At 54.8% G+C, this 15,339-nt stretch carries 12 protein-coding genes; 10 read left to right on the forward strand and 2 right to left on the reverse strand.

Annotation, left to right across the window (positions count from 1 at the left end; translation table 11 throughout):
* Complete coding sequence (locus FFA38_RS00605) at positions 1–270, reverse strand: HPr family phosphocarrier protein (RefSeq protein WP_138315106.1); 270 nt, start codon at positions 268–270, stop codon at positions 1–3.
* A gap of 249 nt (positions 271–519) precedes the next feature.
* Between FFA38_RS00605 and FFA38_RS00610 the strand changes: the two genes are divergently transcribed.
* From FFA38_RS00610 to FFA38_RS00645, 8 genes are all read left to right on the forward strand, one after another.
* Entirely contained in the window at positions 520–969 is a 450-nt protein-coding gene (locus FFA38_RS00610; RefSeq protein WP_138274890.1) for a PTS sugar transporter subunit IIA, read from the forward strand.
* Between the two features lie 2 nt (positions 970–971).
* Entirely contained in the window at positions 972–1,406 is a 435-nt protein-coding gene (locus FFA38_RS00615) for a PTS fructose transporter subunit IIB (RefSeq protein ID WP_138315109.1), read from the forward strand.
* A gap of 70 nt (positions 1,407–1,476) precedes the next feature.
* Complete coding sequence (locus tag FFA38_RS00620; protein WP_246030958.1) at positions 1,477–2,619, forward strand: PTS fructose transporter subunit IIC; 1,143 nt, start codon at positions 1,477–1,479, stop codon at positions 2,617–2,619.
* A gap of 90 nt (positions 2,620–2,709) precedes the next feature.
* Complete coding sequence (locus FFA38_RS00625) at positions 2,710–3,555, forward strand: ABC transporter permease (RefSeq protein WP_138274892.1); 846 nt, start codon at positions 2,710–2,712, stop codon at positions 3,553–3,555.
* Entirely contained in the window at positions 3,542–4,309 is a 768-nt protein-coding gene (locus FFA38_RS00630) for an ABC transporter ATP-binding protein (RefSeq protein WP_138315111.1), read from the forward strand. The genes FFA38_RS00625 and FFA38_RS00630 overlap by 14 nt, the downstream gene beginning before the upstream one ends.
* 2 nt (positions 4,310–4,311) lie before the next feature.
* On the forward strand, positions 4,312–5,307 hold the full coding sequence (locus FFA38_RS00635; RefSeq protein ID WP_253786174.1) for a glycosyltransferase family 2 protein: 996 nt from the start codon (positions 4,312–4,314) through the stop codon (positions 5,305–5,307).
* Complete coding sequence (locus FFA38_RS00640; protein WP_138315113.1) at positions 5,304–6,479, forward strand: CDP-glycerol glycerophosphotransferase family protein; 1,176 nt, start codon at positions 5,304–5,306, stop codon at positions 6,477–6,479. Before FFA38_RS00635 ends, FFA38_RS00640 begins: the two co-directional genes overlap by 4 nt.
* Before the next feature lie 10 nt (positions 6,480–6,489).
* A complete protein-coding gene (locus tag FFA38_RS00645; RefSeq protein ID WP_138315115.1) occupies positions 6,490–7,182 on the forward strand; it encodes a phosphocholine cytidylyltransferase family protein in 693 nt (230 codons plus the stop codon).
* A 27-nt stretch (positions 7,183–7,209) separates the two neighbouring features.
* On the opposite strand, the gene galE is transcribed toward FFA38_RS00645, so the two are convergent.
* Positions 7,210–8,163, reverse strand: coding sequence for a UDP-glucose 4-epimerase GalE (gene galE, locus FFA38_RS00650; protein ID WP_138274896.1), 954 nt, complete (start codon positions 8,161–8,163; stop codon positions 7,210–7,212).
* A gap of 46 nt (positions 8,164–8,209) precedes the next feature.
* Between galE and FFA38_RS00655 the strand changes: the two genes are divergently transcribed.
* Both FFA38_RS00655 and FFA38_RS00660 read left to right on the forward strand, forming a co-directional pair.
* Complete coding sequence (locus FFA38_RS00655; RefSeq protein ID WP_138315117.1) at positions 8,210–9,268, forward strand: DUF3048 domain-containing protein; 1,059 nt, start codon at positions 8,210–8,212, stop codon at positions 9,266–9,268.
* A 192-nt stretch (positions 9,269–9,460) separates the two neighbouring features.
* Entirely contained in the window at positions 9,461–15,334 is a 5,874-nt protein-coding gene (locus FFA38_RS00660) for a beta strand repeat-containing protein (RefSeq protein ID WP_138315119.1), read from the forward strand.
* Positions 15,335–15,339: the final 5 nt, after the last annotated feature.

Genomic DNA, 15,339 nt, shown 5'->3' on the forward strand with positions numbered 1-15,339 from the left:
CTAGCCCTTCAAGAACTCTTGGATCTGAACGTGCAGGTCTGATGCAACTGCAGCGTCTTCGGTCTCAAACTGAAGAGTCAGCTTCTCGCCGGTCTTAATCTTTAGAGACATCAGCATCAGTGCTGAATTTGCCTTGACGAAGTCCTCGCCTGGGCGACCGATGGTGATGGTCAAGCCTGACTCTTTAACCAGCTTTACAATCTGGCTGGCTGGGCGAGCGTGCAGACCAATCGGGTCAAGAACCTCAACCTCAAGAGAGATAACAGACATCAAATACTCCGTTTTTATATAAGTGAGTGGGGTGAACGTACAGTTTCCCACACATATACCCAAGGTGACAACACACCGCTTTAGCTGAGTTGCCCGGTCATTTGGGGCTATTCTTCATTTGTATCTTTTCTACAAATAACAATTGTTACTTTCTCGCATCATTTATCGAAAAATGGCAAGCGCTTACGGTCTTGCTCAGTATCGTAAATCCGGGTTAGTAATAACAAAGCTTCCAAAGGAGCAAGCAATTTGAGTACAGCTGTAACCACTGCAGACATCGTTATCGTCGACATTGAAGCAACCACCAAAGAAGAGGCAACCCGTCTTCTTGCAGAACGTTTGCTCGCTGCAGGCCGCATCACCGAAATCGAGGGTTACCTCGAGGCAGTCGCAAAGCGCGAAGAACACTTCCCAACCGGCATCGAGGGTGGCATTGCTATTCCTCACGCACAGAGTGACCTAGTCACCGCCCCATCAGTTGCTGTTGCAACTTCAGTAGCGGGCATCGACTTCGGAGCCGACGACGGCCCATCACACCTAATCTTCCTAATCGCTGCACCAGCATCTGGCGACAGCGCTCACCTATCGATCCTGGCTTCGCTAGCTCGTAAGGTTATGCACGAGGAATTCCGCGACGCACTTCGCGCCGACAAGAGCCCAGCATCCATCGCAGAGACCGTTACCCGAGAGGTTCAGTAATCATGGCAAAAATCGTTTGTGTCACATCATGCATCACCGGCATCGCCCACACCTACATGGCAGCAGAGGCTCTAGAGCAGGCTGGCAAGAAGCTAGGTCACGAGGTAATCGTTGAGACCCAGGGTTCAGCAGGTTCAAACCCACTAAAGCAAGACGTCATCGATTCAGCTGACGCTGTGATCTTTGGTGTTGACCTAGAGGTTGTTGGCCGCGACCGTTTCAACGGCAAGCCATACATCGAGGTACCGGTTGCTAAGGCAATGCGCGGTGCAACTGCACTTATCACCGAAGTTCTAGAGGCAGCTGCCAACGGAACCGCCAAGAAAGTTGGCAACGAAGCTTCTGCTGCTCAACCAGCAGAGAAAGAGAAGGCGGCAGAGAAGCCATCTTCAGAGAAGAAGGGCGGCTTCCTCGGAGGCCTCTTCGGTAAGAAGTAAGTAACACACAATTTGGGACCACACCCCGTGGGCCCAAATCTCAAACTAGAGAGCTAATAGGAGACTCATAGTGAGTAACGCATCAATCGGAACCCGCATCCGCCAATGGCTGATGACCGGTGTTTCATACATGATTCCTTTCGTAGCAGCCGGCGGTATTTTGATCGCTCTTGGCTTCCTTCTTGGAGCAGCTGCTGCAGGTACTGATGGTATCCACGCGTACGACGCGGCAAAGATGGGTGTTCCAACCAACGAGGGTGGAGCAGTAACCGGATTTGACCTTCTAAACGTTGGTAACTGGGCATTCATCATCTTCTGGCTAGGTAAGGCTGCATTCGCATTCTTCGTGCCAGTACTAGCTGGTTACATTGCATTCGCAATTGCTGACCGTCCTGGTATCGCACCTGGCTTCGTCGCTGGTGCACTTGCAACCGGTCTAGACGGCAACCCATTGGGTACCGGCACCGGCTTCCTTGGCGCAATCGCTGGTGGTTTCATCGCTGGTTTTGCTGCTCTATGGATCAGCCGCTGGCCAGTAGCTAACTGGATCAAGCCAGTTATGCCAGTAGTTGTAATTCCTCTACTAGCTTCGATCATTGCCGGTGTGTCAATGGTTCTAGTTCTAAAGACCCCAATTGGTGCACTTGTTACCGGTCTAACCGACTGGCTAAACGGCATCTCAACTGCAGGTCTAGTTGTACTAGGTATCGTTATCGGTCTAATGATGGCATTCGACATGGGTGGCCCAGTTAACAAGGTTGCTTACACCTTCGGTGTTACCGGTCTTGCTGCTGCTGGTGCTGTTGCTTCAGCAACCGAGTTCCAGGTTATGGCTATCGTTATGGCTGCAGGTATGACTCCTCCACTAGGTCTTGCACTAGCTACCCAGCTACGCAAGAAGCTATTCACCGAGTCAGAGCGCGAAAACGGTAAGGCTGCATGGCTACTAGGTGCATCATTCATCTCTGAAGGTGCAATCCCATTCGCTGCTGCTGACCCAATCCGCGTGATTCCTTCAATCATGCTTGGTTCTGGTGTAACCGGTGCTCTAGTTGCTATCTTCGGCAACGAGCTACGCGCACCACACGGTGGTATCTTCGTGTTCCCACTAGTGAGCAACGCTCTAACCTACGTGCTGGCAATCCTTATTGGTACCGCTGTTACTGCTCTTGCAGTAATCGTTGCCAAGGGTATTGGTAACAAGGCTGAGTAATTTCAGCTGCACCGTCTTTTAGACAAATCTAGAAAAGGGCCTGGGAGTAATCCCAGGCCCTTTTCCAATAAACTTAGGCAGGTGAACCACATGGAACTCGCAGAATATGCAGCGCAGCATGGCCTCAAGCGCATGGGCGCAAGGCCTCCGTTTGGCACATACATAAAAGATGCTTGGGCTCGCCGCGACTTTGCGATTGCCCTGTCAAAATTCACCAACGATGCCCTGAATGCGCGCAACCGCCTTGGTCGCTGGTGGATGGTTCTGCTACCGACCATTCAGGCAACCACATACGGCTTGATCTTCGGCATCATTCTTGGTGACAACCGCCCAGATAACTTCTTGCCGTTCTTGTTTACCGGCGTGTTTTTGTTCTCATTCTTCTCAGCCAGTTTTTCAACCGGCGCCAGCTCTCTGACCAGCAACAGCGGATTGGTCAAGAGCCTCAGCTTTCCGCGCATCCTGTTGCCAATCTCGGCCGTGATTCGCCAGCTCATCAACCTATTGCCACAGCTGGCTGTGCTGTTGGTCTTGGTGCTCATCATCCAGCGCCAAGTTACCTGGAGCTGGTTTGGGCTCATCCCGGTAGTGCTTTTGATGATCATCTTTAGCGCCGGCTTGGCCATGGTCTCGGCCCGCCTAACCACACAGGTTCGCGACTTCTCAAACCTGATTCCGTTCATCACGCGCATCATGTTTTACACCAGCGGCATTTTCTTCAGCATCGATAGCCTGCTTGACCAGTACCCAACCCTGATGGCCATCATGAAGTGGAACCCGGTTTACGACTTCATCGAGCTTGGCCGAGGTGCACTTGTCAGTGGCCACAGCATGGAGCCACAACTGTGGATTGGGGCATCGGTGTGGGCATTTGGTTTGTTCATCTTGGGCACGGTTTACTTCTGGAAAGCCGAGGAACGCTATGGCCGAGACTAACGAACGCAAGCCGGTAGTGATCGTCGACGACGTTCACATTGTTTATAAGGTTTATGCCTCGGGCAAGCGTGCCGTGGGCGAGAACAGCCGCAACGGCCTGCTCAAAAAGAAGACCCAGCTGCGCGAGGTTCACGCGGTCAAGGGCGTCAGCTTTACGGTTTACGAGGGTGAGTCGGTTGGTCTAATCGGCAGCAACGGCTCGGGCAAATCATCTTTGATGCGCGCGGTTTCTGGCCTAACCCCAATCGACAAAGGCAACATCTATGCCTCGGCGCGGCCAACTTTGCTTGGCGTTGGCGCGGCCCTGCTGCCTGCGCTTTCTGGCGAGAAAAACATTTTGCTGGGTGGCATGGCCATGGGTCTGGACCGCAAAGATGCTGAGTCCTCGGTTGATGCAATCACCGAATTTGCTGGCCTCGAGCAGTTCATCGAACTTCCGATGCGCACCTACTCATCAGGTATGTCTGCGCGTTTGCGCTTTGCAATTGCTGCTCACCGCGACCACGACATCTTGATTATTGACGAGGCTTTGGCTGTTGGTGACCAGGCCTTCCGCAACCGTTCTGAGGCACGCATGCGCCAGATGAAAGACAGTGCCGGAACCGTGTTTTTGGTTAGCCACAGCATGAAGTCCATTCTTGACACCTGTACCCGGGTTATCTGGCTTGAAAAGGGCGTGCTGCGCATGGATGGCGACCCTCAGACCGTTGTCGATGCATACAACGCGGCCAACGGCTCAACCACGGTCGACTAATCGTGGCCACCGCTCCAATTTCAGTAATTATGCCGGTGCTCAACGAGGCCGGTCACTTGGCCGATGCTGTTGCCAGCGTGATGGCGCAAAACTACGACGGTGATTTTGAGTTGCTGTTGGCCCTTGGTCCATCTACCGATGGCACCAACCAGATTGCTGCCGAGTTGGCGGCGGCCGACTCGCGGATCAGGCTGATTGATAACCCTCGAGGGCTAACCACGGTTGGCTTGAATGAGGCAATTCGCCAGAGCAAGCACGACATCATCATTCGCATCGATGCCCACTCAGAGCCGGCCGAAGGTTATTTTGCCAACGGCGTGCGCATTTTGCTTATGCAAAAAGCTGACTTGCTGGGTGGCATCATGGATGCCCGTGGGCGCAGCGCATTCCAAAAGGCAACCGCCTGGGCTTACACCAGCCGTTTCGGAATCGGTGGGGCAAACTTTCACGTGGGCGGCGAGGCCGGAGAAGCCGAGAGCGCTTACCTCGGTATCTTCAAAAAGAGTGCACTAACCCGGGTTGGTGGGTACGACGAAACCATCATCCGTGGTGAAGACTGGGAGCTAGCGCAGCGCATCAAAGCAACCGGGGGGCTGGTGTGGTTTAGCCCAGAGCTGCGAGTGGTCTATTGGCCGCGTGGCCGTTTTGACCGCTTGGTCAAACAGTTTTATTCAACCGGTGTTTGGCGCGGAGACCTGACAAAGCGCGATCTAAAGAACGCACCAAAACGCTACTTTGCACCGCCGCTATTGGTGGCTGCGGTAATTGCTGGGCTCTGGATGGTTCTGGCCGGTTGGTACATCGGTATCTTGCCACTGGCCGCCTACCTGATGGGCGCCGCCGGGTTGGCCGCAACCGCCCGCGGGCTCAGCCTCAAGGCGCGCATCGCGCTGCTAATTGTTTTGCCAACCATTCACTTCAGCTGGGGTTGGGGCTTTTGGGTCGGTTTCTTCAAGGGTGCCGGCCAAACCATCGATAAAAGCCGAGTGAACAAATGATCCTGTTGCAGGGGTATTCACCGGCACGGATTATCGGTGCTCTAAACCGCCGCCGAGCAGACCTGATTCGCAAGGCGCAATACCAGCCAGAAAAAACCACCACCCTGGCCAACGCGGTGTTGTTCGAGTCTTTTCAGGGGCAGTCAATCAGTGACAGCCCGCTTGATATCTTTAACGAACTGCAGCGCACGCACCCAGAGCTCACTTTTTACTGGACTATTCGCCGTGGCAAAACCACGGCACCGGCAGGCAGCATCGGTGTGGTTTATGGCTCACGCCAGTGGCTAAAGGCCCTGGCCACCGCCAAGTATCTGGTCAATAACAACAGTTTCCCTTGGTACTTTCGCAAGGTTGAGGGTCAGGTTTATCTACAAACTTGGCACGGCACGCCACTAAAGCGCCTTGGCCGAGACATCCAGGGCACCGGCCCATCAAAGGCCTACCTGGCCACCATGGATCGCGAGGCAGCCGCCTGGAACTACCTGGTTTCGCCGAGCCCGTACTGCACCCAGATCTTCCCTGGCTCATTCAACTACTCGGGCAACATTCTTGAGGCCGGCTACCCGCGCAACGACCGCTTGGCCAGCCAGCCAGAGGGTGTGCGCGAGCGCGTGCGCCGCCAACTTGGTGTGACCGACCCAACCGAGTGGCTGGTGCTTTACGCGCCAACCTGGCGCGACTACAAACTCAGCGCCACCGGCAACTGGCAGGCCGTCAACTACCTAGGCAAAAACACACCGATGCCCGAGGGCGTGCGAATGATGTTTAGAGGTCACCACCTGACTCACGGTGCCCACAATTCATCGGTGGCGGGCAACGCGATTGACGTGACTAACTACCCAGATGTCGCCGAGCTTTACTTGGCCGCAGACGCTCTGGTGACTGATTATTCATCGGTGATGTTTGACTTTACGGTCACCGGCAAACCGGTGTTCTTTTTGGTGCCCGACCTGCAGCGCTATGAGGCCGAGCGCGGTTTCTATTTTGACTTCAGGGCCGAGGCACCGGGGCCAATTTGCAGCACGGTTGATGAGCTGTTGGCCGAGCTCAAGCAGATTGGCAAAAACGCACACATCTATGCCCACAAATACGCCGCCTGGCAGCAAAAATTCAACTCACTCGAAGACGGCAAGGCTGCCGCGCGAGTGGTTGCAGCAGTCTTCGGCAAGTAGTCTTGAGAGCATGTCAAAACAGGTTGTAATTCTGGCTGCCGGCATGGGCACCCGCTTGGCCCGCCCGCTACCAAAGCCGCTCACCGAGCTTCGCGATGGCCGCTCAATTATGAAGCAGCAGTTTGACAACATCGATGCCGCCTTTGGCGAGACCAGCCGCGTGATGATTGTGGTTGGCTTCAAGCTCGAGGCCATTATCGAGCGCTTTCCTGAGGCCACCTTTGTCTACAACGAGTTTTATGACCAGACCAACACCTCAAAGAGTTTGCTCAAGGCGCTTCGTGCATCGGGTGACGGCGGTGTGCTGTGGCTAAACGGTGATGTGGTTTTTGACCCTCAGGTTTTGGTGCGTGTTACCCCGATGATGGATGCCAACCAAAGTTTTGTGGTCGTAAACACCTCCAAGGTTAGCGACGAAGAGGTCAAATACACCCTCGATTCAGCCGGCCAAATTGCCCAGCTTTCAAAGCAGGTTATCGGTGGTTTGGGTGAGGCCGTGGGCATCAACTACGTTGCTGCGCAAGACAAAGCCGCTCTAATCAAGCGCCTGGCCGAGGTTGACGACACCGATTATTTTGAGCGCGGCATCGAGCTGGCAATTGCCGAGGATGGCCTCAAGTTTCAGGCCGTAGACATCAGTGATCTCTATGCGGTTGAGGTTGATTTTGCCGAGGACTTGGCTCGCGCCAACGAGGTTATCTAACTTCTGCCCCGCGTTTTGCGCCCTGAACTAAGCGTTCCAGGCACTCTCAATAATGTCGTGCAGGTCACGCTTGGCACTCCAGCCCAAAGTCTCGCGAATGCGCGAAACATCTGCGGCTAGGTATGGTGGGTCGCCGGCACGTCTTGGCTGAACATCAATCTTGAAGTCAATTCCCGATACCTTCTTGATCTCATCCAAGACCTCAAAAACACTCGAGCCAGAACCGGTGCCAACGTTAAAGGTGGCGTGCGGGCGGTCATCGCGGTCAAGGTAGTCAAGGGCGCTCAGGTGTGCCTCGGCAAGGTCATGCACGTGAACATAATCGCGCACGCAGCTGCCATCTGGGGTTGGGTAGTCATCTCCAAAAACAATCGGGGTTTTGTCGGCACGCAGCGCGGCAAAAACAATTGGAACCAGGTTGGCAACTGCGGTGTCGGCAAGGTCAGGCCAGCCGGCGCCAGCAACGTTAAAGTAGCGCAGGTTTGCTCCGCGCAAGCCCCAGGCGCGGGCAGCGTTGGCCACCATCCACTCGCCAATCAACTTGGTCTCGCCGTACGGGTTAATCGGCTTGCAGTCCAGGTCTTCAGATACTGCTGGCACATCTGGCATGCCGTAGGTTGCGGCTGAAGATGAGAACACCAGCTTGGTCACGCCGCTCTGGCGCATTGCACCCAGCAGGTGGGCCATGCCACTGATGTTTTGCTCGTAGTACCACTCAGGTAGTTCTACTGATTCGCCCACTTTTTTGCGGGCTGCTAGGTGAATAACCGCTTCGATTTTCTCGAGCTTGAACATCTCGGTCAGTAAGGTCATGGCCTCAGGTGCGGCTAGGTCAAGCGGCAGCAACTTGGCCCCGCCCAAACGCTCAATCACGCCTGCGCTCATGTCGTCAATAACCACAACTTCATCGCCGCGCTGCTGCAGCAAACGCACCACGTGTGAACCGATGTATCCGGCGCCGCCGGTAACTAAAACCTTCATGCCTAAAAGTCTATTGACTGGCGGGTGACGGCATAAACTTGCCAACATGAACCTCGGCAAAATTGCACTTGTGGCAACCTCAGTACTTCTTCTAACTGCATGTGCATCGGGCCCAACCGGCCAGCCAAATGCCAGCAACAGTGCCGAGCCGAGTGCATCACCAACACCAACCCCGGTTTACGTGACCGCACCCCTAACCGGTGTGGTTTACCAAGAGGGCGTTGACGACACTTCGTTCACCGGCAAGCCATCGGTGGCCTGCAAGATTGACAACTCATATGCCGCGCGCCCGCAGTTTGGTCTCAACTCAACCGACATCGTCTTTGACGAGATGGTCGAGGGGGGCCTGACCCGCCTGGTTGCAATCTGGCACTCACAGCAGCCAACTGAGGTTGGCCCAGTGCGTTCAATCAGACCAATGGACCCAGACATCATCAGCCCATTCGGCGGCATTGTTTGCTATTCGGGCGGTCAGTATGCGTTTGTGCAGATGATGCAGAACACCCCGGTCTTCAACGCTTCAGAAACCACCGAGCAGGGCAAGGGTACTTTCTCTCGAACCAGCAGCAGACCTGCCCCTCACAACGTTATTGTAAACGCCAAAAAGTTGGCTGAGCAGCACACAGATCTTGCGGCTCCGGCAGCTCAATTCACCTACGCGGCAGACCTCAAGAGCTCAACCGCTGCGGTCTCGGGCGTCGAGGTCACCAAGAGTTTTACCGTCAACTTTCCGCAGGCTTCAGCCCAGTGGGCTCCAAGCACCTATAAGTTCAAGTGGCTGCGCACTCAAGATGGTGAAGTCCACAAAGATGCCGCCACTGGCAAGCAGGTTGCCGCCAGCAACGTTGTGGTTATCGAAGTAAAAATTGACCGCAGCTATGCCGACCGCAAATACGGCAACGTGCCAAAAACTGTGATGGTGTCTTCGGGCACCGCCTGGGTTTTCTCGGCCGGCAAGTATGTAAAGGGCACATGGTCAAAGGCCAGTGCCACCGCACCGATTATTTTGGTCGACGCCGAAGGTGCCCCAATCAACCTTGCCCCGGGCAACACCTGGGTTGAGCTCAAGCCGGCGGGCGCCGAGGGCAAAATCAGCATTAAGTAAGTTTTTTTTCACCGGCTGTCCAGACAAAATTTGGCCAGAAACCCAGCAAACAAGTGGGTAGCCGAACCTTTGCCACCGCTTTTTGAACAATTTTTTTGGCACGGCCATATCCGGTCTAGTGCTCAGCCAAGCGTGCCTTTACGCTTATATCTAGCAGCCCTCGCCGGCCCCGAGAGCAGAGTCAGGTTCACAATGTTTCGTTCACTTCTTCGAGTAGTTTCACCAAACCGCCAGCAGTCTTTTGCTGATGTCCGGTCAAAGAAATCCTTGATTGCCGTTGGTCTATTTATTGCACTGATGGCTCAGCTTTTTGCACCGATTTCAGCAGCAAATGCATCGCTCAGCACCGTTACCGCACTCTGCCGAAGCACCAACGGAGCCGGCACCATCCTAGAAACCAACCCGCTCTATAACGGTTACTACTCGGATGCTGTCGACGGCATCAAGATTGTTCCGGTCTACTCAAAGCGCATGTATGTTGACCCGCGCAACAACTTCAACGCCACCTACATCGGTTACAAAATCACAAACACCGCGGGTTCTGCAATCAACAACGTAGTCGTTGAACTAACCGGCTTCACCGGCGGAGCAGTAACCCCAGCAACCAGCAACGACACATTCTTCAAGATTGGTTCGCTAGCTGCCGGTGCCTCTAAGACCGCCTACTTTTATGTCAAGGCTTCGGGTGCATCGGCCGTCGACCAGCGCCACGATGTTCGCGTCAGCACAGATGACGGCGTTACCAAAACTGAAAAAGCCACCTGTTACACAAACATCCAGGCTGTTCAGCGCTCTCTTGCTGCTAGCGCTAACAAGGTCACCTCGATCACCACCAGCACTTCAACCCCGGCTATGGGTTCAACCATGACCGTCACCGTTATTGGCGCGCCTGGCAAGGTTGGTTCGGGAGAGTTGCCTGACCAGTCGATCATCGCAATGTCACCAGCCTCTTACGCAGCTTGGCCGACAAAGGCCTTGCGTCTAGAAGGTGTTCAAATCACAATCAAGGGTCTAAACACCAGCGCAGTTACAGGTTGTAAAGATGGAACCATCGACACCGCCGGTGGCGCAACCGATACCGCTAACACTGAAGGCGGCTCGGGAAACATCAAGACCCTCACGATTAAAGAGCGCTTGGTTGTAAGAAACGCCAATAACTGTGTGCCTAACACAAAGCAGACTTACGAGACTGTCTACACATTCCGAATCGTCGGTGCTGCCCAGAGCAATCCGGTTATTACTCCGCTCGCGTCTATCTCGAGCGGTACCCAGATCAAGTACACCGGCTCGTTGCCAGCAACTAAGACCAGCGTGAACCTGACTGCCACCACTTACCCGGTTTCAGTCAACAAAACCTTCGTTAGCGCAGTAGTCAACGGCTCTAACGTAGACCTCACCTACAAGATCACTGCCACCGGTGCCGCCGGCAACCTTGATGAACTTCGCGATGACCCGCAGGCTGGCATGAGCCTAGTTTCAGCAACCTTTACCGATGCAACTCGAACCACCGCCACAGCAATTACTGGCACTGACATCGGCACCGGCGGAGACCCGCTCTACAGATTCACCGGCCCATTCACCACAACAACAGCCCGGCCACTTGAGTTGACATATGTGATGCGTGTTGCAACGCCGACCGCCACAACCACGTTCAACAACTACGGTGTCGGTGTAGTTGCAGGTGTTCAGATCGGTGCCAATGCAAGCGTGACCGGTATCGGTGCGGAAATTACCCCATCGGGAACCGTCACGACTACGGCACTTGCCACCAAGCAGCCGCAAGAAATCTCTTTCACTGCCGAGCCAACCATGGGTGTCAACAATCAGCAGACGCTCAACGGTTTTTCTGACAGCGGTTTGCCGCTGACCTACACCTCTCTAGACACCAGCATCTGTGTGGTCAGTGAGCTTGATGGTGTCTGGACTCTAACTGCAATTGCTGAGGGCACCTGCCAGGTGAAGGCCAGCCAGGCTGGCAACACCGATTTTGACCCGGCAACCGATGTGACAGTCAGCATTAATGTGCTCAAGGGGCAGGTAATCACACCGAGCAACACTGCGTTTAGCGGCGGCACTGCAACCGTGACTGTCTACTCAACATCCACCTATTTGGTCAGTTTGATCAGCCTTGACACCTCAATTTGTACTGTCAACGCCAACCCAACAGTTTCAACTACAGGCAATAAAGAGGCTGTCTACACAATCACCCAGGTGGGCTCAACTAACGGAACCTGTGTGCTTGCCGCCAACCAGGCTGGCGACTCAACTTGGGGCCCGGCACCAGAAAAGATTATTCAGATCGGCATCGGTCTTTCGCAGAACCTGGCTTTTATCACCGGCACACCGGCTGCAAACAGCAACATCAACTACACCGTCAACGGGTCAATCACGATCGTGACTACCTCGTATGCAGGTTCAACGCAGACTACAAAAACCGGCCTACCGGTTTCATTGCGTTCAGCCACACCTTCTGTTTGTGCCTTGGATACCGTAATCAATGCAGATGGAACCATCGAGAGCGGCTACAACGCCACCTCAAAAGACACCACCCGTACTTTCACCATGAAAGACGCCGGTGTTTGTACCGTGATTGCATCGCAGGATGGTCTTGATGACCTAGGTGTTCAGTCTGCTTACGCAATGGCAACAGAAATCAGCCGCAGCTTCAACATCATTGCCTCGGGTACAACCGCGCAGACCTTGGCTTTTGACGCAATCGCAGGCAAGACTTACGGTGACTCATCATTTGCCGCGCTGGTCGCGTCAACCAACACTCAAACCACCGTCGACACCACTCTGTTGGTTGCCATCAGCTCAAACACCCCCGAGATTTGTACTGTTGGCAGCAGCTCACGCAATGCGCCTAAGTCAACCGCAACCGTTTATCTCCTTAGCGGTGGCACGTGTGAGCTAAAGGGTTACCAAGCCGGTAACACCACCTATGCTGCGGCCACAACCACAACAACTTTTGTGATCGCTAAAAAAGATGTCTCGGTCACTGGCCTGAGCATTCCTTCTCGTGCTTACGACGGCACCAAGACCGCAACTGTTAGCGGCACCAAAGCCCTATCGGGTGTTGTGCCGGGTGACACTGCCGAAGACGTTACAGTTGCCGGCACCCCAACCGCGGCTGATTTCACCGATGAAAACGTGCGCTCCGAATCGCTCGCAATCAGCGGCCTAAGCCTCTCTGGTTCAAAGGCATCGAGCAGTTACAACTTGGTTGCGCTGTCGTTGACCGGTCAAATCACCACACGTGCCATCACCATTTCGTTCAATGACCTAACCATCAACTCATCGGGCACAACTACCTGTTTGGCCAACTCGTCGGTTACTACCGGATCTTTGGTCTCTGGTGATGCCCTTGATTCGATCACCTGTAATCCGGCGGATCTAAGCGGTGCCACCCGAGGCAACGGTACCCACACCGTGACTCCAAGCGTTGCTGTTATCAAGGCTGGTTCAACCGTCAAGACCAGCAACTACAACATCAGTTACACCGCAGGTGTTTTGACTGTTAGCTCGGCAACGGTTCCAACCATCGAGGCTGATGAACTTGTTGTTTACTACGGTGAGCTAACTTCGACAGCTCTTGGTACCTCAGCCCTGACCGCGACTGGCAACGGTGTGAAGGCCAAAAACGGCAACAACTTTGTTGCCGGTAGCGTGACGCACCGCATCAACGGTCAGTCCATCGCATCTGACCTAGCTGTCGGTAGTTACACTGCCGATGTTGAGTTCACTCCGACTGATGGCAACAACTTTGCTGGCAACTCAGCACACCGAAGCATCCGTGTTTTGCCACGCAAACTAACCTTCAGTGGCCTAACCGTTGCAAGCAAGGTTTATGACGGAACCACCAGCGCAACAGCATCTGGCACACTCACCCTGGTTGCCGAACCGGGTCAAGATGGCCTTGGTGTTCTTGCTGGTGACGATGTGGCCCTGGACGGAACCACCACCGTTGAGTTCACCAGCCCAGATGTTGGTGCCTCTAAGCCGATTACCTCATCAGGTAATTCTTTGGCCGGAACCAAGCGCAATAACTACCAGCTAGCCCAGCCAACCGGAGTCACCGCAAGCATCACAGCGCGTGATGCATTCATCACCGTGCCGGTTGCCGACAAAGAATATGACGGCACAACCTCGGCTACTTTGCGTTGCGACGACATCTCCGTGACAAACATTGTCTCGACCGACCTCGGCGATCTTGACGCCCCAAACTGTGGCTACACCGGCGTGACTTTCCCGTCAGCAGGGGCCGGCAGCAAGACTCTCACCTCGGCAAACTACTCTGGCTCGGCGCCATCGCTGGTAAATAAGCCGACCAAGAGCAAGGCCAGCAACTACCGCGTTGTGGTTTCAAACTACACAGCGCTCATCACCAAGGCCACCCCAACCGTGACCCTGGCCTCAATCACCGATGCCCTAGTTGGCGACACCAAGACCTCAAACGGTTCTAGCAACAAGAGCCACAAGCCGGTCTTAATTACCGTTTCAGGTAATCCGGCAGGTGCTTGTACCATCAGCGGCAACACCATTACTGCGGTGGCCGCGGGTACCTGTACCGTGACTGCCAACCAAGATGGCGACGACAACCACAACTCGGGTTCAGCCAACCGCAGCTTCAACATCAGTGCGGTCACGCCAACCCCAAGCCCGTCTCCAACCGATAACGGCAACGGAAACGGCGGAGGCAGCGGCAACAACTCACCAAGCCCAAGCCCATCGGCATCGGCCAGCGCAACACCAACTGCCAGCCCAACGGCAAGCCCGCGCCCAAGCAACCGCCCAACCGCGCTGCCAACCCCGGGCAACAACCGCCCGGCTCCGCTATTGCCAACCCCGGGCTCAACCCCGGCACCAACTGCACAGGCCACACCAAGCGCGTCACCTACAGCTCAGCCTCGCGCTGCAGCCCCGGCAGCAGCTGTGGTCAATGAGGTTCTAAAGAACGTTGCGCAGGTCTTTGAAAAGTTCTTCGGCACTGCCTCGGCAACTCCAGAGCCAGGCAACTCAAATAACGGCAACGCAAACACAAACTCAGCCGCGCAAACCGCAGTAGTGTCAACCAATGCAGACGGCACCAACAACACCATGAACGCGGCCGTAAAGTCGGTTCGTGAGGTTGCTGCCGAAAAGATCACCGGCTTTGCTCCGGGTGCTGGTCTCCGCATTGAGGTAATCGGTTCACGCATCGCCGGCCAGTTTGTGGTTGATGGCACATCAGCCTCAGACCCAATCGCGGTTGCTGCAGCCATTGAAGAATCAACCCAGCGCACCGCCACCACCTTTGCCCGCATTGATTCGGTCAAGCGCGTTATTCCGCCAGCCGCCGAAGAAATCTACTCGGTCAAGATCGATGAAAACCACCGTGAGGTATTCAAGGCTTCAGGCCTCGAAACTCCAGTCACCTTGGCATCGCTCGATGTTGATAGTGCCACCAAGTGGGTAAATGTTGAGGCTCAGGCCGACACCTACCTACCTGGCAGCCGCGTCTACCTAACCGTCACCACTCAGCCGATTGTCTTTGGTGAGGCCGTGGTCGATAAGTACGGTCACGCAGACCTAACCGGAGCATTGCCAATTGACCTTCTCGAGTTTGGTGGTCACTCAATCCGCATCGTGGGTGTTCGCTCACTTGAGGGTGTCTCAACCAGTGCTGACGGCAGCATTCAGCTCACCGATTCTGCCATGGCAGAAATCCAGAAGTTCGATGACGGAACCCAGGCAACTGTTCTGATTTCAGGTCAGGCAACTGATGGCGGAAGCCACACTGCAGTTCGCGAGATTCCGCTGGACCGCGAGATTGCTTGGTGGACTGTCTGGTTGGCCCTAATTGTTGGCCTGCTTGCATTGGCTGTGCGATTTATTCGCCCACCAGTTACTGCTCGCCGCAAGCTAATCAGCTGGGTTGCAGCGTTGGCTGCGGGTGTTCCGGCAGCAATCTTCGGATGGCTGCAGGCAGCCTATGAATTGTGGATTGGTGTTGGCATTGCGGTCATCGCAGCAGCCATCAATCTGTTCTTCAAGCGCAGCAAGGGCAAAGACCAGGGCAAGCGCTAGGTTGG

The sequence above is a fragment of the Rhodoluna limnophila genome (assembly GCF_005845365.1).
Lineage (GTDB): Bacteria > Actinomycetota > Actinomycetes > Actinomycetales > Microbacteriaceae > Rhodoluna > Rhodoluna limnophila.

Coding starts and splice junctions, on each gene's coding strand:
- FFA38_RS00605 (WP_138315106.1), bottom strand. CDS start 270: ATGTCTGTTATCTCTCTTGAGGTTGAGGTTCTTGACCCGATTGGTCTG.
- FFA38_RS00615 (WP_138315109.1), top strand. CDS start 972: ATGGCAAAAATCGTTTGTGTCACATCATGCATCACCGGCATCGCCCAC.
- FFA38_RS00625 (WP_138274892.1), top strand. CDS start 2,710: ATGGAACTCGCAGAATATGCAGCGCAGCATGGCCTCAAGCGCATGGGC.
- FFA38_RS00630 (WP_138315111.1), top strand. CDS start 3,542: ATGGCCGAGACTAACGAACGCAAGCCGGTAGTGATCGTCGACGACGTT.
- FFA38_RS00640 (WP_138315113.1), top strand. CDS start 5,304: ATGATCCTGTTGCAGGGGTATTCACCGGCACGGATTATCGGTGCTCTA.
- FFA38_RS00645 (WP_138315115.1), top strand. CDS start 6,490: ATGTCAAAACAGGTTGTAATTCTGGCTGCCGGCATGGGCACCCGCTTG.
- galE (WP_138274896.1), bottom strand. CDS start 8,163: ATGAAGGTTTTAGTTACCGGCGGCGCCGGATACATCGGTTCACACGTG.
- FFA38_RS00655 (WP_138315117.1), top strand. CDS start 8,210: ATGAACCTCGGCAAAATTGCACTTGTGGCAACCTCAGTACTTCTTCTA.
- FFA38_RS00660 (WP_138315119.1), top strand. CDS start 9,461: ATGTTTCGTTCACTTCTTCGAGTAGTTTCACCAAACCGCCAGCAGTCT.